Below are 24165 nucleotides of genomic sequence, written 5' to 3' on the forward strand. Positions count from 1 at the left end.
GCGCGGATGGCTTCAGACGACCTGAACCGTCCAGATCACCTGCATCCGCCACACCATGATCGCGACCGACAGGGCGGCGACGCCGAGGATGACGGTGCTCCAGCGACTGCGTTCGATGAGCGCCCAGAACACAGCGGCAGGCGGCAGCAGGACGGCCGAGACGAGATACACCCAGAACTCCAGGAGACTGCCCGAAGGGGCGTTGCCTGCGAGCGGGGCGATGATCGCGACGACGACCTGGGTGATGAGAAGCACCTCGACGAGGGCGAGCGACCCGACCGAGAGGTCGCTCGGGCGGCGGTTCGCGAGGCCGAGGACGGTACAGAGCAGACCGGCGGCGACCGCCACCGCCACCTGAACGATGGTGAAGACCGTGATCATGCGTCCTCCGCCATGTTCATCAGGCTCTTGACGTCGTCGCCGCGACGCTCGACGATCCCCACCAGTCGCCCATCGGGGTCGATCGCCGCCGGGTGCGGCGCCGACAGGCGCGCCGCCGCTCCGACGAGACGCTTGCCGTGGCGCAGGTCGCGCGCCTCGTCGGCGGTCACCTCGAAGGCGCCGAGCACCGCGGCCGCGACATCCGCGTCGCGCAGCAGCGTCGCGTCCGGGGCGATCTCGGCCTCGGCATCCGACACCTCGAAAGGTCCGATGCGGGTGCGCCGGAGCGCCGTCAGATGCCCGCCGACGCCGAGATCTGCTCCCAGGTCGCGGGCCAAGGCGCGGATGTAGGTACCGCTCGTGCAGTCGACGATGACGTCGACGTCGATCGCGCGGGATCCGCCCGCGACATCGTTCAGGACGACGTCGCGGACGTCGCGCACATCGAAGCGAGAGACGGTGACGCGACGCGCCTTCAGCTCGACTTCTTCGCCCGCGCGAGCGAGGTCGTACGCCCGCTTCCCGCCGACCTTGATCGCCGACACCCGGCTCGGTACCTGGTCGATCTCGCCGGTGAGCGCCGCGATGCCGCGATCGATGCCGGCGCGGTCGACCGCGGCGAGGGCTTGGTTCGTCGCGTGCTCCGTCACGGTGCCGTCGGCGTCGTCGGAATCGGTCGAGACGCCGAGGCGGATCGTCGCCTCGTAGGTCTTGTCGAGCCCCACGATGTAGGTCAACAGGCGGGTCGCCGGCCCCACACCGAGGACGAGCAGCCCCGTCGCCATCGGATCCAGAGTGCCGGCGTGGCCGATCTTGCGGGTGCCGAGGGCTCGACGGGCTCGGGCGACGACGTCATGACTGGTCATCCCGCCCGGCTTGTCGACGAGCAGGATGCCGCGGGGCGCGGGTTCGGGCATGTCTCCCAGCCTACGGTGACGCCCCGTCGGCCCCGTCCGCGGTCAGTCCAGCGCCAGCTCGATGGTCGCGAAGGAGTGCGGCGGCAGCGTCACGACGAGCTCGCCACCGTCGAGGGCGGTCGCGAGGGGCCGCGGCTCGACACGAGCGGGCACGTCGGCGTCGTTGTACGTCGTCGCGCTCTCTGCTCCCAGCACCCGGGCACGCACGACGCGGGCGCCACGTCCGCGGAGGTCGATGCGCACCTCGCACTCGTCGTCCACCGAGAGGTGGGTGAGCGAGATGAGCGCCGCCCCCTCCTTCGTCGAGGCCGACATCGACACCAGCGGCAGCTCTCCCCCGCGCGCCGTCGTCGCGGGCGCGTCGAGCACGTGGGCGGCGAGCGCACGGGCGTCCTGGTGCCCCTTGTTCATCTCGAACACGTGGTAGGTCGGCGTGAGAACGAGCTTCTCGCCGTCGGTGAGGATCATCGCCTGCAAGACGTTCACCGTCTGTGCGATGTTCGCCATCGAGATGCGCCGCGCGTACCGGTGGAAGATGTCGAAATGAATGCCGGCGACGAGCGCGTCGCGGATCGTGTTCTGTTGGAACAGGAAGCCCGGGTTCGTGCCCTTTTCGGCGTTCCACCACGTGCCCCACTCGTCGCAGACGAGGCTCACCCGGTTCTCGGGGTCGTACGAGTCCATGACCGCGACGTGTCCGCGGACGACCCGCTCGAAGTCGCGGGCGTAGGCCATCGTGTCGTAGAACTGCTCGTCGGTGAAGGTCGTCGCGTCTTCGCGATTGATGCCCGATCCGGTGTGCGTGTAGTAGTGGAACGAGATCGCCTGGTACGGATGCTTGTCGTACAGGTTCGCGGCGTGCGACTCGACGAGCGTCTTCACGAGCACCCGCGTCCACTCGAAGTCGTCCTCGTTGGCGCCGGCGGCGATGAGCGTCAACCTGTTCTCGCCGTGGTCGTGGCAATAGGTCGCGTAGCGCCGCGCTTCTTCCGCGTAGAACTCGGGAGACAGGTTGCCGCCGCATCCCCACGGCTCGTTGCCGATGCCCCAGAAGGGCACACGCCAGGGCTCGTCGCGACCGTTCTCGCGGCGCAGACGCGCCATGGGGCTGTCGTCGTCGCGCGTGAGGTACTCGACCCACTCCGACATCTCCTGCACCGTGCCGCTGCCGACGTTCCCGTTGACGTACGCCTCGGTGCCGAGCAGGTCGCACAGATCCATGAACTCGTGGGTTCCGAAGTGGTTGCTCTCGACGACGTCGCCCCAGTTCGTGTTGGCGATCTTCGGCCGTTGCTCGCGCGGACCGATGCCATCGCGCCAGTGGTACGTGTCGGCGAAGCAACCGCCCGGCCAGCGCAGGTTCGGGATGTCGAGCGCGCGGAGGGCCTCGACGACGTCGGTGCGGATGCCGCGGGTGTTGGGGATCGCCGAATCCTCGCCGACCCAGAAGCCGTCGTAGATGCAGCGTCCGAGATGCTCGGCGAAGTGCCCGTAGATGTGCCGGCTGATGCGATCGCCGACGACGTCGAGGTCGATGACCGCACGTGCGGACGAGGTCATGTGGTTCTCCAGTGCTCGTGCTCGGTGAGCGGGACCAGCGGAGGACGCTCCGCGGTCGTGGTCAGGGTGATGCGGCGTCCCTCTCGCGCCGACCGCGTGAGGGCGCTCATGATCTCCAGGACGTGCAGGGCGACCTCACCGCTCGCACGCCCCGCGCCGGAGCCGCCGCGTACGAAGTCGAGGACCCCGATGCCGCGGCCCGCGCCTCGATAGCCCGCGCGCGGCGCGATGGCCGTCCACTCCTCCGCGCGGGGTCGCCGCATGGTCACGTCGCCGTCGAAGAAGTTGGGGTCGGGCAGGGTCAGCGATGCGCTCTCGCCGTGCACCTCGATCGGTGCGGCGTGGGTTGCGGCGGCGTCGAAGCTGAAGGTGACCGTCGAGACCGCGCCGCCGGCGTGCTCGAGCACGCCGGTGACATGCGTGTCGATCTCGACGGGGATGCGCTCCCCCGCTCGCGGGCCCGAACCGATCGTGCGGTCGTCGCGTGATCGCGACGAAGCACCCGACACGCTGACGACGGGTCCCAGCAGGTGGAACAGCGCCGTGAGGTAGTACGGCCCCATGTCGTAGAGCGGTCCGCCGCCTTCGCGATAGTAGAAGTCGGGATGCGGGTGCCAGGCCTCGTGGCCCGACGACAGCCACGTCGCGACGGCCGCGACCGGTCGGCCGATCTCGCCGGCGTCGACGACCGCTCGCGCGGTCTGCACACCGGACCCCAGCACGGTGTCGGGGGCCCCGCCGACCCAGGCGCTGGCCGCGCCGGCCATGACCCCGAGCGCTTCGTCGAAGGTCGCGGCCAGCGGTTTCTCGCCGTAGACGTTCTTGCCCGCGGCGAGCGCCGCGCGCGCGACCTCGCCGTGAGCGGCGGGGATCGTCAGGTTGACCACGGTCTGCACCGCCGGGTCGGCGACGAGCTCGGCGACCGATAGGGCGCGGGCTCCGGGGAACCGCTCGGCGACCGACCGGGCGCGGTCGACGTCGAGGTCGGCCGTCGCAACGATACGGACGGCGGGGTGATCGCCCAGCGTCTCCAGATACTGGCCCGAGATGACCCCGAGGCCGACTACACCGATGCCGTGCGGCTCGCCCACAGCATCCCCCTCTCGATGATGGTGCGGACGTTGACGTCGCGCAGCACGACGAGGCTGTGCCCCGGCGTCGCGACGAAGATGCGGCCCTGTCCCCACTCGCGCGTCCAGACGGCAGGCGAGGTGATGGGGCGGTGCCACGGGTGGTACGGCTGCACGGGATGCGTCGTCGTCGCGAGCACGTCGTTGAGGTCGTCGGAGAGCACCCAGTACTGCTCCGTGCGGAGCGTGAAGTCCTCGAGGCCCGCCATGATCTCCGAGCGGCGACCTGCGTCGGTGAGGTCGACGGTGTAGCAGAGGTAGTTGTCGGTCTCGTCGCCGACGCGGGCATCGGGGTGCTTCGCGGGATGCGTCGCGAACTGGCCGCCGATGAGCTGCAGGTAGTCGGAGTTGTCGCGGTACGAGTCGGCGATGCCGCCGTGCCAGCCCGCCAGCCCCGTTCCGCGCTCGACCGCGTCGCGCAGGCCGGCGAAGGCCTCGCGTGAGATCTTCGACATCGTCACGGACTGGACGATGAGGTCGGTGCTTTCCATCGTCGCCCGGTCGGTGTAGACCTCATTGTCCTCTTCGATGCGGACCTCAAAGCCGTTCTCTTCGAGGAAGGGCACGAAGAGGTTGGTGGCCTCGACGGGTTTGTGCCCCTCCCAGCCGCCTCGGACGATGAGCGCCTGTCTCGCGGTCATGAGATGACCCCTTCCACTCGGATGCTTCTGCTGTCGGATGCCGCGCTCTCCTCGACCGCCGCGAGGACGCGCTGCACGCCCGCGGCCTCGGCGAACGACGGGTGCGCTTCGATCTCACCGGCGACGGCGCGGACGAAGTCGACGCTCTGGTGGGTGAACAAGTGCTCGTAGCCGAGTCCGTGTCCTGCCGGCCACCAGGCTCCGGCATAGGGATGCTCGGGCTCGGTCGCGTCGATGCGGCGGAACCCCTGCTCACCGGCAGGGAGCGTCGCGTCGGCGAAGAGCAGGTCGTTCAGGTGCGAGAAGTCGAAGGCGACGGCTCCGCGTTCACCGCTGATCTCGATGCGGTTGGCGTTGCGGTGCCCCGTGGCCATGCGCGTGGCCTCGAAGATGCCGAGGGCGCCGTCGGAGAACGATGCGGTGAACGCCGCGGCGTCGTCGACGGTCACGCGTTCAGTTGCGGCTCCGGCACCGGCTCGGCCGCCGAGCCCGACGCGCTCGTCGAGGACCGGGCGCTCGTCGACGAAGGTGCGGAGTGTGCCGGAGACGCTCGTGATGCGCGCGCCGGTGAGCCACTGGGCGGCATCGATGCTGTGCGCCCCGATGTCGCCGAGCGCACCCGATCCCGCGCGACCGCGATCGAGACGCCAGGTGAACGGCGCGTCCGGGTCGGTGAGCCAGTCCTGCAGGTACTGCGCGCGCACGTGCCGAATGCGGCCGATGCGTCCCTCCTCGATCAGACGTCGCGCCAGAGCGAGGGCGGGCGTGCGGCGGTAGCTGAACCCGCACATCGCGACGACCCCGCGCGATGCCGCCGCGGCGGCGGCATCCGTCATCCGGTTGGCGTCGGTGACGTCGTTGGCCAGCGGCTTCTCGCACAGCACGTGACGGCCGGCGTCGAGGGCTGCGAGCGCGATCTCGGCGTGGGTGTCGCCCGGGGTGCAGATGTCGACGGCGTCGATGTCGTCGCGTGCGATGACACTTCGCCAGTCGTCGCTCGACTCGGCGATGCCGAACCGCGATGCGGCGTCGGCCGCGCGTTGTGCGTCGCTGCCCGCGAGCACGACCACCTCCGGTTCGACCGGCAGATCGAAGAACCGCGGAGCGGTGCGCCAGGCGTGCGCGTGCATCCGTCCCATGAACCCGGTCCCGATGATCGCGATGCGCAATCGTCTCGACATCCTCGTCTCCCTCCGCACCGGTGCGTGTGATCGCGGACCACGATGTCACAGCCCCTCGACGCGGACGTCGGGCTTTGCGCAAAATAGGCGAATGCCGTCTTCCCGACCGAGCCTCACCGACGTCGCCACGGCCGCGGGCGTGAGCGTCGCGACCGTCTCACGGGCGCTCCGCGGCCGCGGCGAGCTGTCGCCCGAGACCCGCACGCGTGTGCTGCAGACGGCGGAGCGGCTCGGGTACACGCGAAGCGGGACACCGCGCGGCCGGCCCCGCGGCGGGACGTCCCGCATCTTCGATCTGGTTCTCGGGCACTTCCATGACCCCTACACCGACGAGGTCGTCGCCGGGGCTCACACGGCGGCCTCGCGCCTGAGCTACGACCTCGTCCTCACCGCGGAGCGCGACGATCCGGGCGATGACTGGCCGGCCCGCATCCGCTCCCGGGGATCGGCGGGGGTCGTGCTCGGTCTGATCCTGCCCACCGCGGCCCAGCTGGAGGTCGTGCAGGGCGCGGGCATCCCCATCGTCCTGCTCGAGCCTCCGTCGGGGACCACCCAGCACGTGCCGAGCGTGCGGAACACCGATCACGCGGGCGGCTCGGCGGCGGCGGAGCACCTGCTGGCGCAGGGCGCGCGGCGCTTCATCGTCATCGGCGGGGCTCCGTCGTACCGGTACGGCCGTGCGCGGATCGAGGGCTTCCTCTCGACGCTCGACGAGACGGCCCCGGCTGCGCCCCGCATCCTGACGACGGCGGACTGGGGTGCGGCGGACGCGCGACGAGCGTGCGCCGCGGCGCTCGATGACCTCGGCGGCGAGGGCCCCATCGGGCTCTTCGCCTGCTCCGATGAGATGGCCGCGGGCGCCTACCGGGCGATCGCCGAGGCTGGGCTCGCGGTGGGGCGCCACGTTCTCGTCGTGGGATACGACGATGTGCGGGGCGCGCGGTGGCTGCATCCGCCGCTCACCACGATCCGTCAGCCCATCCGCGAGATGGCCGCTGCGGCGGTCACGCTCCTGGCTCAGATGGCGGGCGGTGCGCAGCTCGCCGACGAGGTGGTCGAGCTGCCGACGGTTCTCGTGGCCCGCGGCTCGACCGGCCGTCCGCGCTGACCGAGGCCGCCACCGACGGGGCTCACGCGGGCGCGACGACCGGGAAGTACACGGCGTAGCGCTCGTCGACGATCTCGTTCAGCGGCACGAATCGGATGCCGGCCGAGCCGCCGACACTGCGGTATCGCGTGAGCCACTGCGACCACTGCCTCTCGTCGTCGGCAGCCAGCAGCGTCGCCGGGTCGGAGCTGTCGCCGATGAGCGGCGTCTCACGGTCGACGAGACCCGCGAGCACCACGGCGCCCTCGACGAAGGCGACGGTCTCGGGCTCATCCGGGATCGGCACCGTCCGCAGCTCGAATCCGAAACCGAGTTCGATCTCGGTGCGCCCGCCGGGATGATCGATCTCCACGAAGCTGCCGCGCCGCACCACGGCGATGTCCGACCGGACGTGCACCTCGCCCGCGGTCCAGGCGGGCACACGCATCCGGACGCGGCCCCGAACGGTCGGCGGCGACTCGACCGCCACCGAGACCCGAAGGGCGTGCGGCCGATGCGCCGGGCCGCCGGGGCCCGCGTTCGCGTCCGGACCGACGTAGAGGGCGTCGTCGATCGTGCGGACCTCGACGGCCAGCTGGCCTGCTGCCGTGGCGACGTCGGCGCGGACGGGGATGTACTGCGCGACGGTGACGGCTTCGCCGTCGCTGTACACCGCCAGCGACGAGTGGCGCGTGTGCGCCTGCACCACCGTGCCGTGGCAGCACCAGAAGTCCTCGGTGGGCGATCCCCACTCCTTGCGCGCTCCGCTCTGCAGCGGCAGGAAGTAGCTCACCATGCCGGTGCCGGGATGCTGCTGCGCCAGGATGCCGTTGACGAGGTTGGCCTCGATGTAGTCGAGGTACGACGCCTCGCCCGTCCATCGGAACAGCACGTCGGCCAGCCGGATCATGTTGTAGACGGCGCAGTGCTCCTGGGTCTTCGTGCCCCGTCGCGCGGCGAAGGCGAACGGCGGCGTCCAGATCTCACCCGAGGTCTGTCCGCCCGTGCAGAAGGTTCCGCGTCGTGTGACGGCCCAGTCCCAGTACGCCTCGACGATGCGTCGCCAGCGCTCCTCACCCGTGACCTCGAAGGCCCGCGCGGCACCGAGCACCTCCGGGATGGTCGTGTTCGCGTGCATGTTGGTCAGCATGTCCTCGCCCGCCAGCAGACCGTCGAAGAGCGACCGGTGGTCGTATCGGTCGAGGAGCTCGCGATACATGTCGTCGCCGGTGGCCTCGAGGAGGTCTGCCCACACCTCGAGCATGCCGCCCGTCTCGACCTCGAGGATGGCCTGGAACTCGTCGCGCTCGAACTCCCGCGCCCACTCCGCGATCAGCGCCGCAGCGCGGTGGGCGATGCGCAGGGCTCGCTCGTCGCGGAGGTCTCGGTACACGTCCACCAGACCCATGAAGGTCTTGTGGATGTTGTACTGCGGCGCCCACACCTCGCGCCCCTCGGCGAGCCGGCGCAGGAACGTCTGCGGAATGCCGAACACCCAGCCCGCGCCGGCATCCTGGCACGCTTCGAGCTCGTCGAGGACAACGGCCAGCTTGCCCCGCAGCACCGGATCGCCGGTGACGGCGATCTCGCGCGCGGCCGCCGACATCCAGTGCCCCACGAAATGGCCCCGCAAGAGTGCGCCGGGCGTCTCCCAGCCCCAATGACGTGCCCAGCCGTTCTCGACGCCCGGTGTGACGGACGGCTTCAGGTGCCAGGCCTGATCGCCGATGCCCGCTTCGATGCGGTGGTTCTGCACGAGAGCGTGCTCGTCGAGCGACACGAGGTACGTGCGATTGGTGCGGCGACGACGATCATAGGTTCCCGGGAGCAGCCGGGAGGCATCGGGCGCAAGGGCGGATGCGGTCATGGTTGTGACATCTCCTTCGATGTGCTGAGATCGATCTCTGACTGTACCGCCCGAGCGATGTCAGCAGAATAGGAGCATGGATTCCATGCGCGTGATCCACCTCAACGCCGAGGACGTCTCCGTCGTGATCGCAACGGCGGACGATGGGATGCCGGAGATCGTCCACTGGGGCGAGGCGGTGACGTCGGCGGAGCCCGACCTCCTCGCATTCGTCGCGGCCGAGCAGCGGAACGGGATGACCGGTGATTCCGACGTTCCGTACCGCGCGAGCGTGCTGCCCGAGCACAGCCGCGGGTGGTTCGGAGCCCCGGGGCTGTCCGCACATCGCGACGGCTCGGGGTGGGCGCCGCGGTTCGTGCTGCGCTCGCTGACTCTCGACGGCGCCGAGGCCGGACCGGGCGTGACGTCCGGCGGAGCGGGGCGGGTCGACGCGGTCCTCCACGACGATGCTGCTGAGATTGAGCTCGGTGTAGAGATCGATCTCACACGAGACGGCCTCGTGCGTTCCCGCGCTCGGGTCCGGAACACCGCCGGCGCAACCGAGGCGGCGGCACCGCTCGAGATCCAGTCCCTCGCCGTCGCCCTTCCGATACCGACGTGGGCGCAGGAGGTGCTCGACTTCACCGGCCGATGGGGGCACGAGCGCATGCCCCAGCGGCATCCGGTCGTCCGCGGTGATCACTCGCGCGTCTCGCGGCGCGGCCGCACCGGTCTCGACGCGACGCTGGTGCAGGCGGTCGGCACGCCGAGGTTCTCCGCCGGCTCCGGCGAGGTATGGATCGGACACGTCGGATTCAGCGGCGACCACGAGCACACGATCGAGCGCACCGACGGGCGCCTGCACTTTCGGGGCGGCGAGTCGATCCTTCCCGGCGAGATCCGGCTGACGCCCGGCGAGGAGTACACCGGCCCCTGGGTGTTCGGCAGCTACGGGCGCGGACTCGACGGCGCTGCGGCGCGCTTCCACTCCTACCTGCGTGAGCGCTCGCGTTCGTCGCGCCGCCCCCGCCCCGTGACGATGAACGTCTGGGAGGCGGTGTATTTCGACCACGACCACCGCGTGCTCGTCGATCTGGCGGCCCGCGCCGCCGAGCTCGGCGTCGAGCGCTACGTCCTCGACGACGGCTGGTTCCGGGGGCGCAATGACGACCGCGCGGGGCTCGGCGACTGGGCGCCCGACCCGATTGCGTGGCCCGACGGCCTCCGCCCACTGGCCGACGAGGTGCGCTCTCTCGGCATGGAGTTCGGGCTCTGGGTCGAGCCGGAGATGATCAACGAGGACTCCGATCTCGCCCGTGCGCACCCCGAGTGGATCCTTCGGGCGGGGCCCGAGCTGCCGCCGCGCCAGCGGTTCCAGCAGGTGCTCGACCTCACGCATCCGGCCGCTTTCGACCACATCCTGGGCGTGCTCGACGGGCTCATCGAGGACATCGGCGTGAGCTACCTCAAGTGGGACCACAACCGCGACCTCATCGCGGCCGGGCACCCCGCCTCGGGCACCCCTGCCGTTCACGAGCAGACCCTCGCGGTGTACCGCCTCATCGACGAGCTCCGCCGTCGCCATCCCGACCTCGAGATCGAGAGCTGCGCCTCCGGCGGCGGGCGGGTCGACCTGGGGATCCTCGAACGGACTGACCGGATCCATCCCTCCGACAGCCACGACCCCCACGACCGTTTCGGCATCCTGCGCTGGACGGGACTCCTGGTGCCGCCGGAGATGATGGGATCGCACGTCGCCTCCCCCGTGTCGAGCGTCACGGGACGCGCGCATGACCTGCAGTTCCGGTGCGCAGTCGCCTTCCTCGGCCACTTCGGCATCGAGTGGGACATCCGCGATCTCGACGAGCACGACCGGCGCGTCCTCGGCGACTGGATCGCACGATACCGCCGGCACCGCCACCTCATCGCGACGGGGCGCACCGTCGGCTCGGGTGAGCTCGACGCCGCGGCTCCGCAGGTGCGCGGCGTGGTCGCGCCCGACGGGTCGGAGGCGCTCTTCACGATCGTCACGCCGACGACCTCGGCCGACACGATCGCCCGTGTGCGGTTCCCCGGCTTGTCGACCGACCGCAGCTACCGGGTGTCGGTGAGCGGCTCGGACTCGTTCGGACCGCCCTGGCAGGTTCCGGCGTGGCTTCGGGAGAGCCCCGAGCTCGGCGGTGACGGTGACGGTGGCGGTGGCGGTGGCGGCGAGCGTGTGGGTGACGGCCCGGTCATCGCGGGTACCGTGCTCGCACGGGTGGGGCTGGAGTTCCCCACGTTCCACCCCGACCGCGCGGCGGTCGTTCACCTCGCGGCGGTGGCAGCGCCGTGATCGGCGAGCGCCGGGCCGCGGCATCCCGTCCCCCGATGGGGTGGAACAGCTGGGACTGCTTCGGGTCGTCCGTGACGGAGACCGAGGTGCTGGCGAACGCCGAATACGTCGCGGAGCACCTGCTCGCGTTCGGCTGGGACACGATCGTCGTCGACATCCAGTGGTACGAACCCGATCCGGGGGCGCACGACTATCGCGAGGTCTCTCGGCCGCTGCTGGATGCCTGGGGCCGGCCGCTCCCCGCGCCGGGACGCTTCCCCTCCGCGGCGGACGGGAGCTTCCAGCCGCTCGCCGACCGCGTCCACGAACTCGGCCTGCGCTTCGGGGTGCACCTCATGCGGGGCGTCCCGCGCGCCGCAGCGGATGCGGCTCTGCCCGTCTCGGGCCGCCCCGACGCGACGTGCGACTCGATCGCCGACCGCTCGAACGTCTGCGTGTGGAACCCCGACAACTACGGCGTCGATATGACGGCACCCGGTGCGCAGGAGTACTACGACTCGGTCATGGCGCAACTGGCCGCCTGGGGCGTCGACTTCGTGAAGCTCGACGATGTGCTCTACCCGCCCGTCGAGACCGCCGAGATCGCAGCGATCTCGCGCGCAATCGATCGGTCGGGACGGGCGATGGTTCTGAGCCTGTCGCCCGGCAAGCGACTGTCGCTCGCGCACCTCGAGACGCTGCGCGAACACGGCCAGATGTGGCGGATCTCGGACGACTTCTGGGATGACTGGGCGCACGTGGTCGAACAGTTCCAGCGCGCCGCCCGCTGGGCGCCGTTCCAGCGGCGCGGTGCGTGGGCGGATGCCGACATGCTCCCTTTCGGACGCATCGGCGTGCGCGGACACGTCGGCGAAGACCGTCTCAGCCGCCTGTCGGTCGACGAGCAGCGCACCGTCATGACGCTGTGGAGCATGATGCGCTCACCGCTCATGATGGGCGGCCACCTGCCCGACACTCCGCCAGAGACGCTCGCGCTGCTGCGTAATCCCGGCGTCCTCGCGCTGCGCGACGGCGAGGAGTCGCGCGAGATCGTGCGCGACGGACATCTGGTCATTTGGAGCGCGCGCGTGGGCGCGCGCGAGTACCGTGCGGTGTTCTGGCTCGGCGACGATGAGCAGGAGCTCGTCGTCCACCTCGCCGACCTCGGGCTCGGGCTCGGGCTCGGGCTCGGGCTCGGGGACGTGGGGACGGCGGGTTCGTGCACGGATGTGTGGAGCGGGACGAGCGTCGAGGTCGCCGACGGACGCGTCACGCTGACGGTGCCGGCTCACGGCACACGGCTGCTCGTCTTCGGCTGACCGTCGGGAGGAGGAGCGGGCCGGCTGTGGAAAGGCACGGGCGATGTCGGAGGCCCGTGGCAACATTAGAACATGCATTCGAACGGCGAGCTTAGTGGCGGGATGGGCAGCGACGCTGATGTCGACGTCCTCGCTCAACTGGTCGCGGATGCGGAGGGGGCGGCGGATGCTGCGCGGTTGGCGCAGATTCGTGAGGTTCGGGTGCTCGCGGCAGCTGGCGTGCTGGCCGAGAAGCAGGCGGCTGGGGCGGCGGAGCGGGTCAAGGCGCGCGAGATGGCGCTGCGTGGCATCGCGGCGGAGCTCGCCGGGGTCTTCGTCGCGACCGACCGGACGTTGCAGCGGCGCATCGACGAGGCGCGAGACCTGGTGGAGAACTATCCGGTGACGATGGCGGCCTGGGAAGCCGGGCGAATCGTCCGCGGGCACGTGCGGGTGATTCAGGAGACGGGATGCCTCGTGCCCGCGGAGGAACGGGCAGAGTTCGAACGGGTCGCGATCGAACGGTGCGAGGGCGAGACCCCGAACCGGGTGCGCGACGCGTTGCGGATGATCGCCGAGCGGATGCACCCGCGGTCGTTCACCGAGAGGCACGAGGAGGCCGCGGCCGGGCGGTGCGTGCGGGTGCTGGCCGGCGCCGATGGGATGTCGGACCTGATCGCGACCTTGCCGACGGTGATCGCCGACGGGATCGTCGACCGGCTCACCCGTCAGGCCCGGGAGATCATCAACGCGCGGCAGCAGGCTGATGCGCCTGGCACGCCTGACACTCGAGCCGACGCGAACGGCGGCTCACCCGATGCCGACAGGACGATTCGCGACGGGTCGTCGTTCGTCGACGATGCCCGCACCATCGACCAGGTCCGCGCCGACGTGTTCAGTGACCTCCTCCTCGCGGGGGCGCCGGCCCTCGACCCGACTGGCACCGGTGACGGCGACGGAACGCTCGGGGCGATCCGGGCACACGTGCAGGTTGCCGTGTCGGCGTTGACGCTGATGGGTCAGGACGAGGGGCCGGCCGATCTAGCCGGCCGCTCCCCCATCGATGCCGCGACCGCACGCGAGCTCGCGGGCAACGCGACCTCGTGGGACCGGCTGCTCACCGACCCCGTCACCGGAACCGTGCTCGAGTGCGACAGCTACCGCCCCACCGCCGCCATGGTGCGACTTCTACGGGCGAGGGATCGGCACTGCCGGTTTCCCGGATGCCGGCAACCCGCCATCCGTTGCGAACTCGACCACACGATCGCCGCATCCGAGGGCGGGGGCACGCACGTGTGCAACCTCGCCAACCTCTGCAAGAGACACCACGACGTCAAACACCACACCCGATGGCATGTCCGACAACTCCCGGGTGGGCGGCTCGTGTGGACCTCACCTACCGGGCGGGTCTACCGCGAAGACGCACCCCCACCACTCGTCGCCTTCACCATCGACGAGCCAACCGATCGCCGAGGCGATCAAGCACCACCCGGAGCGTTTCCCCCACCACGATCACTGGGGCGACCCGACGCGCCTCGGGGGTCCGCTCCGCCGTTCTGACGGGATCGTCTTCGCCCTGAACCAGCCCGCGGGAGGGGGTGGTTGCCGTGCCCGTCACACCGTGAGAGCGCCGTCCATCATGCCCGCGGCCGCCGGCCGCACCGCCGGAAGACGACACGCGTCTGCTCGCGTTCGGCTGACCGTCAGGACGCGCGGCGCGGGTCGATCCCGAGTCTGCCGACGGCGTCATCGAAGCCACCGACGCGAGCGAGCTCCGCGGCGCGCGCCGATGCCCGCTCGAACAGGTCGTCGAACCTGACCGGGACGCCGGCGGCCGCGGACGCCACGGCAGCCTCGACCATGGCTAGGCTGCCGATGTTGCGCGTGATCTCGCCGGACGGCACCGGACCGCCGTCGAGGGCTGCGACGAACTCGGCGAGGGCGGCATCCAGCCCCTCGGCCCCGTCCGCCAGCACAGCAGCCTGCGCGCCGCCCTCACGTGGCTGGATCACGACGTCGGTCTCTCCGTCCCAGGCAGCGGATCCATGGGCAGCGTTTCCCCGCCAGTCGCCGTTCCACGAGGTCGTCAGACCGTCGGCGCACCAGCTGCCGGAGTACGAGAACCGGCGCCCATCGGCGAAGCGGAAGATCGCCTCGGCCGCGGCGGCGCCGCGATACCAGCTCCAGCTCGGCGAGAACTCCTCGCAGAAGACCGACACGGGTTCACTCGAGAGCAGGTACCGGGCTTGGTCGAACTGGTGGATCGCCATGTCCATGAGCAGCGGCGACGGCATCTCGTCTCGGAAACCTCCGAACCGGGGGTTCTGGAAGAAGCGGACGTCGAGCTGCTCGGCCCCGCCGAGGCTGGCCAGGGCGTCGCGGAACGCCCGGATCCCGCGGGAGTGCCGACGCGACTGACTCGTCGCCATCAGGGTCCCGGTCGACGCGCTGACGGCGGACAGCAGCAGCGCCTCGGCCACAGTCGGCGTCACCGGCTTCTCGCTCAGGACGGGAACACCCGCCCGCAGCGCCGCGGCGCTCACCTCGAGATGCGCCTGCGGGATCGTGACGTTGACGACCAGGTTGACGTCGAAGGCGTCGAGCGCATCATCGACCGAGCCGAAGCTCGGGACATCGAGTCCCCGCTCGACTGCCGCGGCCCGCGCGGCGTCGGCGACGATGTCGACGAGCCCGACGATCTCGAGATCAGGACGACGAGCGGCCGTGTCGATCCACGCCTTCCCCATCGCTCCCGCCCCGACGATGACGACACGACGGGCGCGCCCCGTCACGACTGCTCCTCGCCGTCCCACTCCCGCGGAACGTCCCACTCCCCCGTGCGATGCATCGCCAGACGGGCGGCGGCGCGGGGGCGGTCGTTCCGAGCCCATCGCGCCGCGTTCGCGAGGACGAGCTGGATCTCGGGCTGATGGTAGACGGGATAGTCCTGGTCACCCGGCGAGAAGTAGAACACCCGCCCGTGACCGCGGAAGAACGTCATGCCCGAGCGGAACACCTCGCCGCCCGAGAAGTTCGAGACGAAGACGAGCTCGTCCGGCTGCGGCACGTCGAAGAACTCGCCGTACATCTCCTGCTCGGGGATGACGATCGGCTGCGGCACGCCGGCGGCGATCGGATGCGACGGCGAGACCGTCCACACGAGCTCCCGGTCATGCGCCTGCCGCCAGCGCAGCGCGCAGGTCGTCCCCATGAGACGGATGAAGATCCTCGAGAAGTGCGCCGAATGCAGCGCCACGAAACCGAGCCCGCCGAGCACGTGCCGATGGACCCGCTCGACCACGACGTCGTCGACCTCGTCGTGCAGGAGGTGCCCCCACCAGAACAGCACATCCGTCTGCGCGAGGCGCTCCTCGCTCAGCCCGTGCTCCGGATCGTCGAGCGTCGCCGTCTCGACGACGGCAGCGTCGCCGAGCAGTCGCCGCAGGCCCGCGGCGATGGTCCCGTGCATCGTTTCGGGATAGAGGGCGCGCGGGATGTCGTGATGCTTCTCGTGATGGTTCTCGCCCCACACCAGCACGCGGATGGGGGTGGATGTCGTGCCCGTCACCCCTTGAACGCCCCGTCCATGATGCCCGCCACCATGCGGCGCCCGACGACGAAGAAGACGATGAGCAGCGGCAAGGTTGCCAGGAACGACCCGCCCATCGTCAGCGCCAGGTCGATCGACCGGTTCGCCTGCAGCTGCTTCAGGGCGATCTGCACCGTGAACAGCTCGGGCGACTTCAGCACGATGAACGGCCACATGAAGTCGTTCCACACCGAGGTGAACGTGATGAGGCCGAGCACGAAGGCCGCCGGCCGCACGACCGGGAACCCTATGCGCCAGAAGATCTGCCAGCTGTTCGCCCCGTCGATGCGGGCCGCGTGCATGAGCTCGTCGTTGAGGGTGGTCGCCATGTGCTGCCGCATCCAGAAGATGCCGAACGCGCTGGCGAGCCCCGGGACGATGATCGCTTGCAGGGTGTCGACCCAGTCCAGCCACGAGATGATCAGGTACTGCGGGATGACGCTCAGCTGAGCGGGCACCGTCATGGTGAGCAGCACGATGACGAAGAGCGCGTTCCGGCCCCGGAACTGCAGCTTCGCGAAGGCGAAACCGGCGAGCGCGCACAGCAGTGATGCGATGACGGCGATCGAGAGCGAGACGATCGCGCTGTTCAGCAGCGACTGGAAGAACGGCACCGTGTCGAACACCTTCGTCGCGATGTCGAAGAAGTTGAGCCCCGGGTAGAAGCGCGGCGGGATCGAGGTGACCGCGGAGGCACCCACCGACGCGATCACGAACATGTAGTACAGCGGGAAGACGCTGATCACGACCGCGATCCCGAGCAGCACGTAGACCGGCCAGGGCACGCGGCCGACGCGCCCGCCTCCGCGCCGCGGACGCTTGCGGGGCGCGCTCAGCGCGGTCGGATCGAGGGGACGCGGCACAGCTGTGTCGACGGCGTCGGACATCATCGGGCCTTTCGGGTGCGGGTGGTCAGGAAGAAGTTGATCGCCGAGACCACGACGACCACGACGAAGAGGGCGACACCGATCGCCGAACCGTAGCCGAACTCGAACTGGCCGAAGCCCTGCTCGTAGAGGAACAGCGCGAGGGTCTGACACTGTCGCCCGCCGCCGCAGGTCAGCCCCGACTCGGGAGCCACCAGCAGGGGCTCCGTGAAGATCTGCAGCCCGCCGATGGTCGACATGATGACGGTGAAGATGATGATGGGCCGCAGCGACGGGATCGTCAGGTGGATGAACTGCTGCCAGCCGGACGCGCCGTCGACCGAGGCCGCTTCGTACATTTCGCGCGGGAGCGCCTGCAGCCCGGCGAGGTAGAGCAGCGTGTTGTATCCGAACCATCGCCACATCACCATCGACGAGATGACGATCCACGAGCCGACCTGAGACGACAGGAAGTTCACCGCCGGGATGCCGAAGAGGTCGAGCACCCAATTGATGAGCCCGAAGTTCTTGTCGAAGATCTGAGCGAAGACGAGGGCGGTCGCGGCGACCGAGGTGATGTAGGGCACCAGCAGCGCCATGCGGAAGAAGTTCGCCATCTTGAGGGTGGCGTGGTTCAGCAGGTGCGCGAGGCCGAGCGCCAGCAGCAGCTGCGGGATCGTGGAGATGAGGAAGATCCCGAAGGTGTTCACGAACGCGTTCCAGAACCGGGAGTCCTGGACGAGCCGCTCGAAGTTCGCCAGACCGACGAACGTCTGCTCCCCGATCGGGTTCCAGTCGAATAAGGCCACGTAGAACGTGAACAGCAGGGGGAACAGCCCGAAGATCAGGAAGATCACGAAGAACGGGGCGATGTAGATGTACGGCGCGATGCGCTCCGCGAGCGGCTGGCGGATGGCGCGTCTCGGCGGACGCTCGCGCCGAGCGGTCTTCTTGTCGATGGTGATGGCGGTGGCGGTGGCTGTCGCGGTCATGATGCGTCCTCGATGAGGGTGGTGGCCCGCCCACGGGCGGACCACCACCGAGCGGGTAAGGTCAACCGCCGATCGCGGCCCGGGCGCTGTCGACGCCGGTCTGCCACGCGTCGCGCGGCGCGACGTTGCCCGCTTCCATGTCGACGAGGGCATTGAGCAGCGCCGCCCCGATCGCGCTCGTGTCCGGCCCGTTGTGGAAGGACTGGAACTGCAGCACCGAGTTGCTGATGACCTCGCCGATCCGGGAGTCCCCGAAGAAGGGATCGGTGTAGCCGGTCACCTCGCTGCTCTCGAGAGCGCTCTTGGCCGCCGGGAACGTGCCGGTGCGGGCGAAGTGCGCCGTTTGTCCTTCCGGCGAGAGCATCGTCTCGATGTACTTCCACGCGGCCTGCGGGTTCTTCGCGCGGGCGGGGATCGCGATGACGCTGCCACCCCAGTTGCCGCCGACGCCGGGGATCGCGGCGACTCGCCAGAGCCCCTCGGTGTCGGGAGCGTCGTTCTTGTAGCCGGACAGCATCCAGGAGGGCGCAGTGCTGACCGCGAACGCGCCGTTCGCCTTGCCCGGAGCCCAGCCCGACGACCAGGCGGCGATGCCGGCGCTGATGCCCGCCTCGTAGGTGCGCACCGCGACGTCGAACGCCTCCTCCACCTGCGGGTTGGTGTCGAAGATGAGCTCGCCGTCCGGTGTGTAGTACTTCTCGGTGACCTGGTTCACGGTCGAGAAGAAGACGCTCGTCTCGACGTTGTCGACGAAGGGCTCTCCGGTCGCGGCCGTGTACTTCTTGCCCATCTCGATGAAGCCGTCCCACGTCGACCACATCTCGGCGACCTCGTCCGGGTCGGTCGGCAGTCCTGCCGCCTCGAAGAGGTCTGCGCGGTAGGCGAAGCCGAGCCCGCCGATGTCGGTCGGGATGCCGATGATCGAGCCATCCTCACCCGTCGCCTCGGCGATGGCCCAGTCGAGGTAGCCCTCGCCGATGTCGTCGCCGCCCAGCGTGCGGAGGTCGATGAAGTTCCCGGGGTTCTCGATGAATTTCGGCAACTCGTCGTTCTGGATCATGACGAGGTCGGGGACGCGTCCGCCGGCCAGGGCCGCGGTGAGCGCGGTCGCGGTCTCGGCGGTGCTGCCGACCTCCGACAGCTTCACCTTCGCGTCCGGGTTCTGCTCGAGGTACTGGTTGACGGAGTCCTGCTGCCCGATTCCCGTGAACGACCAGAACTCGAACTCGGCGTTCGGGTCGTCCGACCCGCCGCCCGATCCACCGGACGTGCACGCGGTCATCGCGATCGCGACGACGCCGAGAGCTGCGACGGGCAGGGCCAGTCTGCGACGATTCACAACTGCTCCTCTTCTTTGGGGACATGTGATGTGCGCGGGGCGATCAGAGACCCCACTGAGAGATCGTTCTCTCATGCCGGGAAACAGTATCCCGAGATCGAACAGCTGGCAAGCCGCGGCATCCGCCAGTCTCGTCACACGCACTGCAAGACCGGGACCATGAACGGATAAGTTGCGCGCAGCGGCTGCTGTCGTGCGAAGATCATCGCGTCAGAGAACGATCTTTCGCTCGCTGAACCCGACCTAGGAAGAGGGAGCCATGTCTCGACCGACCATCGTCGACGTCGCCCGCGCGGCCGGCGTCTCACGCGCTACGGCAGCGCGCGTCCTGGCCGGAGCGACGAACGTCGACCCGGCGATGGCGGCCGCCGTCGGCCGCGAGGCCGCGCGCCTGGGCTACGAGACGAACTTCGCCGCGCGCGTGCTGCGCGGCGGGCGCGCCGGCGCGATCGGACTCGTCATCGCCTTCGACGAGCTCGGCGGGCTGAGCGGCACGTTCTTCACCGCGGTCATGAAGGGCGCAGCCAAGGGCCTCTCTGCCGGCGAGGTGCAACCGGTCCTGCTTCCCGCCGATCACGAGGACCTCGATCGCATCCCGCGGTTCCTGCGATCTGGAGCACTCGATGGCGCCATCGTCGTGCTCCAGCACGAGATCACCCACCTCGTCGACCGGCTCGCCGACTCGCCGGTGCCCATCGCGTGGGTAGGCCGCCCACGCGGCGAGATCGGCCCCGACCCGATCGTGATCGACTCGGACAACTACGGCGGCGGGGTCCTCGCCGCACGGGCGCTCGTTGAGCACGGGCGCCGCAACATCGGCATCATCACGGGCCCCCTCGACATGGAGCAGGCGCGCGAGCGCACCCGCGGATGGACCGACGAGCTCGCGCGCCGCGGCATCGAGCCCGGACCCATCGTCCACGGCGACTTCACCCTCGACAGCGGCACGGCGGCGATGGCCCGGCTGCTGCAGCGCGTCCCGACCCTCGACGGGGTGTTCGCCTGTTCCGACCTCATGGCCGCGGGCGCCATGCGCGTGCTGCAAGCGGCCGGTAGGCGTGTGCCCACCGACGTCTCGCTCGTCGGCTTCGACGACATCCTGCTCGCCGCAGCGAACGACCCCCCGCTGACCACCGTGCGCCAACCGCTCGAGGAGATGGGCCGTGCTGCCGCCGACACGCTTCTGGGCGCCATCCGCGGGGACGACGTCGAGCGTGTGCAGGTGCTGCCCACCTCGCTCGTGCACCGGGAATCGCTGTGACCTCGAAGCGCTCGTGAAAGCCGACCCGGATCTGGTCTTCCGCAGCACGGAGCCCGCCGAGTCGTGGGAGCACGGCCTCATCGTCGGAAGCGGTCGTGTCGGCGCCGTCGTCCACGGACCCGGCGACGAGCTGCGCATCTCGATGGCCCACGAGAGGTTCTTCCTGCCCGCGAACCCGCGGCCACCGGCACCCCGGCTGCATCCCGCCCTGCCGCGGTTGCGGGCGGCCCTCGGGAGCGGCGACCCGGCGCTGGCCGCCGAGATCTTCGACGCCGCGCTGACCGAAGCCGGGTTCGCCGAGCTCGTCTGGACCGACCCGCTCGCGCTGTGCGGCTCGCTGACGGTGGCGACGACGGGGGGATGCTCGACCGAGACGCGCGAGATCGACCTCGTCCGCGGCGTGGCGAGCGTCGCCTGGCGCGACGACTCCGGCGCGTCCCATCGGGTCAGCGTCGTCGCCCCGCGTGACACCGACACGATCGAGCTCGCCCTCGAAGCCGACACCGACACCGAGATGCGGATCCGCCTGGCACTCGCTCCCGTCGACGACACCCCCGCCGCGTCGTTCGCCCCCGATTACACCGGAACCGTCACGGGGCGCCTGCGCGCGGGCGACACCGGATGCCTCGAGATCGTCGACGTCGCCGGTCGACTCCTCGCCACCGTGACCGCGGCGATGCCCGAGCCGGGCGTCGCCTGGCGGGAGGATGCGGACGCTCTCGAGGCTCGCGTGCTCGTATCCGCGGGGGTGAGGCGGACGGTGCGCGTCGATCTGTCGGTCGTGGGGCAGCCATTCGCTCCCGCGCGCGCTGCCGACTGGGAGGACCGGCTCCGCTCGCAGGAGCGCGATCACGGCTCCCTGGTCACCTCATCGCTGCTCGACCTCGACGTCGCACCCGGCGTGGGCACGGCGACGACCGGTGAGCTGTGGCGGGACGCCCGATCGGAAAGCGCCGACGCCGTCCGTCGCGCGATCGAGATCGCCTATGTTTCGGGCCGGTCGAACATCATCTCGTCGGCCGGAGAGCTGCCGCCGACCCTCCAGGGCGTCTGGCAGGGCACCTGGAGGCCGGCATGGTCGGCCGACTACACGATGAACGGCAACGTGCAGAACGGGGCCCTCGCCGGCGTGGGCGTGACGGGAACACCCGAGCTCGCGCTCTCGCTCCTCGGGCTCGTCCTTCCGCACCTCGACGACTACCGGGAGAATGCGCGACGGATCTACGGCGCCGACGGGATGCTGCTCCCCTCGCGCATGTCGACGCACGGCATCGCCAACCATGTCGACCGCGCCTACCCGCACGTCTTCTGGGCCGGCGCCGGCCCCTGGGTCCTCCGGATCGCGGCCGACGTCCTGGCGCTCACGGGCGACCGCTCGATCGTGGACGATCGCCTCTGGGAGCTCGTCGAGGGCGTGCTGTCCTTCGGTGAGACCGCGACGGTCGTCGTCGACGGCATCCGCCATTTCTCACCGAGCTATTCACCCGAGAACACTCCGGCCGGGTGGGCGACGCCGCTCGCGGTCGACGCCGCCGTCGACGTCGCCGCCTACCGCGACGCCGCCCGCGCGGCCCGTCTGCTCGGTCGAGCCCGGGCAGACGGCTCGCTCGACGAGCGGTGGGACGCGCTGGCGAACAGCCTCCCCGACCTGGCGGTCGCGCCCGACGGGACGCTGGCCGAGTGGCTCGATCCGGCGGTACCGGAGAACATCGCGCACCGACACGTCTCGCAGCTGTACCCGCTCTGGTACGACGCCGACGAGATGTTCGCCGCCGACAGCCCCTCGTCCGCCGCGCTGCGCGAGGCCGCTCGTCGGACGATCGACGCGAAGATCGCCTGGCGTGCACACGATCCCGCTCCCCCGCCGGGCCGGATGGAGATGGCGTTCGGGCTCGGGCAACTCGGTCAGGCGGCTGCCGCTCTCGGCGATGCGGAGGCGGCGGTGCGCTGCGTCGAATGGCTCGCACTCCTGCATTGGCGGCCGTCGCTCACGACGACCCACGACGCCGACAGCATCTTCAACCTCGACGCCAGCGGAGCGCTGCCCGCCGTCGTCGCGTCGATGCTCACTCGGTCGACGATGGACTCCCTCCATCTGCTGCCCGCGCTTCCGGCACGGTGGCCGCGTGGCGAGGTCACGGGGCTCCGCGCGCGCGGCGGCATCGTGATCGACCGCCTGGCGTGGGATGAGGCCTCGGCGACGGTCGAGTTGCGCAGACTCCCCGCAGCCTCGTGGCTGTGTCCGGCGGGAACCACGATCATGCATACCGGCTCGGGGTTCACGTGGGGGGACGAGCAGGGCGACGCAGACGGCAGCGCGCGCGTCGTCGAGCTGCGCGATGAGCCCGTCACCCTGAGACTGCGGCGCACCCCGCGACGGAGGAGCACAGCCACGACATCGTAGGCTGAACGGATGCCCGACCTCGCCTCGCCGCTCATCGCGTGGTACCGCGACAACGCGCGCGATCTCCCGTGGCGACGCCCGGGATTCGGGGCTTGGGGAACCCTGGTCAGTGAGTTCATGCTGCAGCAGACTCCCGTCGCCCGGGTGATCCCCCTGCTGGAGGCGTGGCTCGAGCGATGGCCGACACCGGCGGATCTCGCCGCCGCGGCCCCAGCCGACGCGGTCCGGCAATGGGCCAACCTGGGCTATCCGCGGCGCGCGCTCTGGCTGCACCGTGCCGCCGTCGAGATCCGCGACCGCCACGCCGGCGTCGTCCCCCGCGACGTCGACGACCTGCTCGCGCTGACCGGCATCGGCGACTACACCGCGCGTGCCGTCGCCGTCTTCGCGTACGGCGACCGGCATCCGGTCGTCGACACGAACACTCGCCGCGTCCTGGCGAGAGCCGTGCAGGGGCGTTCGCAGCCCGGGCCGGCGGCGAAGCGCGACCTCGCCGACATGACCGAGATCCTGCCCCACGACATCGCCGCATCGGCCGTCGTGAACGCGGCGGCGATGGAGCTGGGAGCGCTCGTGTGCACAGCCCGAGTACCGAGGTGCGCTGCGTGCCCGCTGGCCGACCGCTGCGCATGGCGCGCCGCCGGCTATCCCGACACCGGCGACACCCGCGTGAAGCAGGCGCGGTACGAGGGCAGCGACCGGCAGGCACGAGGCGCGATCCTCCGAGTCCTGCGGTCGACGACGACGCACGACGTCGCCGCCGAGGACGTCATCGGCGACTGGCCCGACGCCGCTCAGCGTGACCGCGCGATCGACTCGCTCGTCTCAGACGGCCTCGTCGAAGCCGTCGACGGCCGGCTGCGCCTACCCCGGTGACGAGACGGAAGAGGGATGCCGCGGCAGCGCGGCATCCCTCTTCTCAGTCCTCGTCCTCGTTGGCCTCGCGAGGCTTGACGTAGGGGTCGGCTTCTCCCGCGTAGCTCGCGCCCGTCGCGGTGGCCGCGGTGGCGGCATCCCGCTCGCGCGCCTCGCGCAGCAGGTGCTCGATGTGACCCGCGTTCTCGGGGATGGCATCGAGGATGAACTCGAGCGTGGGGGTCACCCGCACGCCGAGCTTGCGACCGACCTCGCTGCGGAGCATGCCCGTCGCCGCGCGCAGGGCGTCGGCCGAGTCGGCTCGCTCCTGGTCGGAGCCGTACACGGTGTAGAACACCGACGCGTGCTGCAGGTCACCCGTCACACGCACGTCGGTGATGGTCACGAAGCCGAGGCGCGGATCGCGCAGGCCCTTCTCGAGCCGCTCCGCGACGAGCACGCGGATGCGATCGGCCAGACGCGACTGACGTTCGCTGGACATAC

At 70.3% G+C, this 24165-nt stretch carries 20 protein-coding genes; 7 read left to right on the forward strand and 13 right to left on the reverse strand.

Features of this window, described 5'->3' with window-relative positions; genetic code table 11:
- Positions 1-12: 12 nt before the first annotated feature.
- Genes ACLBWJ_RS13430 through ACLBWJ_RS13455 form a run of 6 tightly spaced genes read right to left on the reverse strand, consistent with a single transcriptional unit; the run spans position 13 to position 5810 of the window.
- Positions 13-381: a hypothetical protein gene (locus tag ACLBWJ_RS13430; RefSeq protein ID WP_274178752.1), complete on the reverse strand. Its 369-nt coding sequence runs from the start codon at positions 379-381 to the stop codon at positions 13-15.
- Positions 378-1298: a tRNA pseudouridine(55) synthase TruB gene (truB, locus tag ACLBWJ_RS13435; protein WP_354450169.1), complete on the reverse strand. Its 921-nt coding sequence runs from the start codon at positions 1296-1298 to the stop codon at positions 378-380. The genes ACLBWJ_RS13430 and truB overlap by 4 nt, the downstream gene beginning before the upstream one ends.
- A gap of 42 nt (positions 1299-1340) precedes the next feature.
- Positions 1341-2858, reverse strand: coding sequence for an alpha-N-arabinofuranosidase (locus ACLBWJ_RS13440; RefSeq protein ID WP_354450167.1), 1518 nt, complete (start codon positions 2856-2858; stop codon positions 1341-1343).
- Positions 2855-3949, reverse strand: coding sequence for a Gfo/Idh/MocA family protein (locus ACLBWJ_RS13445; RefSeq protein ID WP_274178755.1), 1095 nt, complete (start codon positions 3947-3949; stop codon positions 2855-2857). Before ACLBWJ_RS13445 ends, ACLBWJ_RS13440 begins: the two co-directional genes overlap by 4 nt.
- Positions 3922-4629: a ThuA domain-containing protein gene (locus tag ACLBWJ_RS13450; RefSeq protein WP_274178756.1), complete on the reverse strand. Its 708-nt coding sequence runs from the start codon at positions 4627-4629 to the stop codon at positions 3922-3924. Before ACLBWJ_RS13450 ends, ACLBWJ_RS13445 begins: the two co-directional genes overlap by 28 nt.
- Positions 4626-5810 (reverse strand): Gfo/Idh/MocA family protein, encoded by a 1185-nt coding sequence (locus ACLBWJ_RS13455; RefSeq protein ID WP_354450164.1) that lies wholly within the window; start codon positions 5808-5810, stop codon positions 4626-4628. The genes ACLBWJ_RS13450 and ACLBWJ_RS13455 overlap by 4 nt, the downstream gene beginning before the upstream one ends.
- Positions 5811-5901: 91 nt before the next feature.
- Here ACLBWJ_RS13455 and ACLBWJ_RS13460 point away from each other — a divergent pair, with 91 nt between their 5' ends.
- Complete coding sequence (locus ACLBWJ_RS13460; RefSeq protein WP_354450162.1) at positions 5902-6918, forward strand: LacI family DNA-binding transcriptional regulator; 1017 nt, start codon at positions 5902-5904, stop codon at positions 6916-6918.
- A 22-nt stretch (positions 6919-6940) separates the two neighbouring features.
- On the opposite strand, the gene ACLBWJ_RS13465 is transcribed toward ACLBWJ_RS13460, so the two are convergent.
- Complete coding sequence (locus ACLBWJ_RS13465; RefSeq protein WP_354450160.1) at positions 6941-8764, reverse strand: beta-L-arabinofuranosidase domain-containing protein; 1824 nt, start codon at positions 8762-8764, stop codon at positions 6941-6943.
- Between the two features lie 76 nt (positions 8765-8840).
- Between ACLBWJ_RS13465 and ACLBWJ_RS13470 the strand changes: the two genes are divergently transcribed.
- The 3 genes from ACLBWJ_RS13470 (at position 8841) to ACLBWJ_RS13480 (ending at position 13915) form a co-directional block, all read left to right on the forward strand.
- On the forward strand, positions 8841-11078 hold the full coding sequence (locus ACLBWJ_RS13470) for an alpha-galactosidase (RefSeq protein WP_354450158.1): 2238 nt from the start codon (positions 8841-8843) through the stop codon (positions 11076-11078).
- 35 nt (positions 11079-11113) lie between these two features.
- Positions 11114-12376 (forward strand): glycoside hydrolase family 27 protein, encoded by a 1263-nt coding sequence (locus ACLBWJ_RS13475; RefSeq protein ID WP_447660537.1) that lies wholly within the window; start codon positions 11114-11116, stop codon positions 12374-12376.
- Between the two features lie 102 nt (positions 12377-12478).
- On the forward strand, positions 12479-13915 hold the full coding sequence (locus ACLBWJ_RS13480) for a DUF222 domain-containing protein (RefSeq protein ID WP_447660538.1): 1437 nt from the start codon (positions 12479-12481) through the stop codon (positions 13913-13915).
- 143 nt (positions 13916-14058) lie between these two features.
- On the opposite strand, the gene ACLBWJ_RS13485 is transcribed toward ACLBWJ_RS13480, so the two are convergent.
- From ACLBWJ_RS13485 to ACLBWJ_RS13505, 5 genes are all read right to left on the reverse strand, one after another.
- Positions 14059-15147: a Gfo/Idh/MocA family protein gene (locus ACLBWJ_RS13485; RefSeq protein ID WP_447660539.1), complete on the reverse strand. Its 1089-nt coding sequence runs from the start codon at positions 15145-15147 to the stop codon at positions 14059-14061.
- Complete coding sequence (locus ACLBWJ_RS13490) at positions 15144-15923, reverse strand: ThuA domain-containing protein (protein WP_274178763.1); 780 nt, start codon at positions 15921-15923, stop codon at positions 15144-15146. Before ACLBWJ_RS13490 ends, ACLBWJ_RS13485 begins: the two co-directional genes overlap by 4 nt.
- On the reverse strand, positions 15920-16831 hold the full coding sequence (locus tag ACLBWJ_RS13495) for a carbohydrate ABC transporter permease (RefSeq protein WP_112617566.1): 912 nt from the start codon (positions 16829-16831) through the stop codon (positions 15920-15922). The genes ACLBWJ_RS13490 and ACLBWJ_RS13495 overlap by 4 nt, the downstream gene beginning before the upstream one ends.
- Positions 16831-17802: a carbohydrate ABC transporter permease gene (locus ACLBWJ_RS13500; protein WP_112617233.1), complete on the reverse strand. Its 972-nt coding sequence runs from the start codon at positions 17800-17802 to the stop codon at positions 16831-16833. Before ACLBWJ_RS13500 ends, ACLBWJ_RS13495 begins: the two co-directional genes overlap by 1 nt.
- Positions 17803-17863: 61 nt before the next feature.
- On the reverse strand, positions 17864-19141 hold the full coding sequence (locus ACLBWJ_RS13505) for an ABC transporter substrate-binding protein (RefSeq protein ID WP_269267698.1): 1278 nt from the start codon (positions 19139-19141) through the stop codon (positions 17864-17866).
- A 259-nt stretch (positions 19142-19400) separates the two neighbouring features.
- Here ACLBWJ_RS13505 and ACLBWJ_RS13510 point away from each other — a divergent pair, with 259 nt between their 5' ends.
- Genes ACLBWJ_RS13510 through ACLBWJ_RS13520 form a run of 3 tightly spaced genes read left to right on the forward strand, consistent with a single transcriptional unit; the run spans position 19401 to position 23682 of the window.
- Positions 19401-20402 (forward strand): LacI family DNA-binding transcriptional regulator, encoded by a 1002-nt coding sequence (locus ACLBWJ_RS13510; protein WP_447660540.1) that lies wholly within the window; start codon positions 19401-19403, stop codon positions 20400-20402.
- A 13-nt stretch (positions 20403-20415) separates the two neighbouring features.
- Positions 20416-22806: a glycosyl hydrolase family 95 catalytic domain-containing protein gene (locus ACLBWJ_RS13515; RefSeq protein ID WP_447660541.1), complete on the forward strand. Its 2391-nt coding sequence runs from the start codon at positions 20416-20418 to the stop codon at positions 22804-22806.
- 9 nt (positions 22807-22815) lie between these two features.
- Positions 22816-23682, forward strand: a complete 867-nt coding sequence (locus ACLBWJ_RS13520; RefSeq protein WP_447660542.1) for an A/G-specific adenine glycosylase — start codon at positions 22816-22818, stop codon at positions 23680-23682.
- 43 nt (positions 23683-23725) lie between these two features.
- Here ACLBWJ_RS13520 and rbfA read toward each other — a convergent pair whose 3' ends face one another.
- The gene (rbfA, locus tag ACLBWJ_RS13525) at positions 23726-24163 is read right to left on the reverse strand and encodes a 30S ribosome-binding factor RbfA (protein ID WP_274178769.1); all 438 of its coding nucleotides are present in this window, start codon (positions 24161-24163) and stop codon (positions 23726-23728) included.
- Positions 24164-24165: the final 2 nt, after the last annotated feature.

The organism is Microbacterium sp. M4A5_1d (assembly GCF_053345465.1).

What these genes read in the sequence shown, in the direction of transcription:
- ACLBWJ_RS13430 (WP_274178752.1), bottom strand. Translation starts at nt 381, where the DNA reads ATGATCACGGTCTTCACCATCGTTCAGGTGGCGGTGGCGGTCGCCGCC.
- truB (WP_354450169.1), bottom strand. Translation starts at nt 1,298, where the DNA reads ATGCCCGAACCCGCGCCCCGCGGCATCCTGCTCGTCGACAAGCCGGGC.
- ACLBWJ_RS13440 (WP_354450167.1), bottom strand. Translation starts at nt 2,858, where the DNA reads ATGACCTCGTCCGCACGTGCGGTCATCGACCTCGACGTCGTCGGCGAT.
- ACLBWJ_RS13450 (WP_274178756.1), bottom strand. Translation starts at nt 4,629, where the DNA reads ATGACCGCGAGACAGGCGCTCATCGTCCGAGGCGGCTGGGAGGGGCAC.
- ACLBWJ_RS13455 (WP_354450164.1), bottom strand. Translation starts at nt 5,810, where the DNA reads ATGTCGAGACGATTGCGCATCGCGATCATCGGGACCGGGTTCATGGGA.
- ACLBWJ_RS13460 (WP_354450162.1), top strand. Translation starts at nt 5,902, where the DNA reads ATGCCGTCTTCCCGACCGAGCCTCACCGACGTCGCCACGGCCGCGGGC.
- ACLBWJ_RS13465 (WP_354450160.1), bottom strand. Translation starts at nt 8,764, where the DNA reads ATGACCGCATCCGCCCTTGCGCCCGATGCCTCCCGGCTGCTCCCGGGA.
- ACLBWJ_RS13470 (WP_354450158.1), top strand. Translation starts at nt 8,841, where the DNA reads ATGGATTCCATGCGCGTGATCCACCTCAACGCCGAGGACGTCTCCGTC.
- ACLBWJ_RS13475 (WP_447660537.1), top strand. Translation starts at nt 11,114, where the DNA reads ATGGGGTGGAACAGCTGGGACTGCTTCGGGTCGTCCGTGACGGAGACC.
- ACLBWJ_RS13480 (WP_447660538.1), top strand. Translation starts at nt 12,479, where the DNA reads ATGGGCAGCGACGCTGATGTCGACGTCCTCGCTCAACTGGTCGCGGAT.
- ACLBWJ_RS13495 (WP_112617566.1), bottom strand. Translation starts at nt 16,831, where the DNA reads ATGTCCGACGCCGTCGACACAGCTGTGCCGCGTCCCCTCGATCCGACC.
- ACLBWJ_RS13500 (WP_112617233.1), bottom strand. Translation starts at nt 17,802, where the DNA reads ATGACCGCGACAGCCACCGCCACCGCCATCACCATCGACAAGAAGACC.
- ACLBWJ_RS13510 (WP_447660540.1), top strand. Translation starts at nt 19,401, where the DNA reads ATGTCTCGACCGACCATCGTCGACGTCGCCCGCGCGGCCGGCGTCTCA.
- ACLBWJ_RS13520 (WP_447660542.1), top strand. Translation starts at nt 22,816, where the DNA reads ATGCCCGACCTCGCCTCGCCGCTCATCGCGTGGTACCGCGACAACGCG.
- rbfA (WP_274178769.1), bottom strand. Translation starts at nt 24,163, where the DNA reads ATGTCCAGCGAACGTCAGTCGCGTCTGGCCGATCGCATCCGCGTGCTC.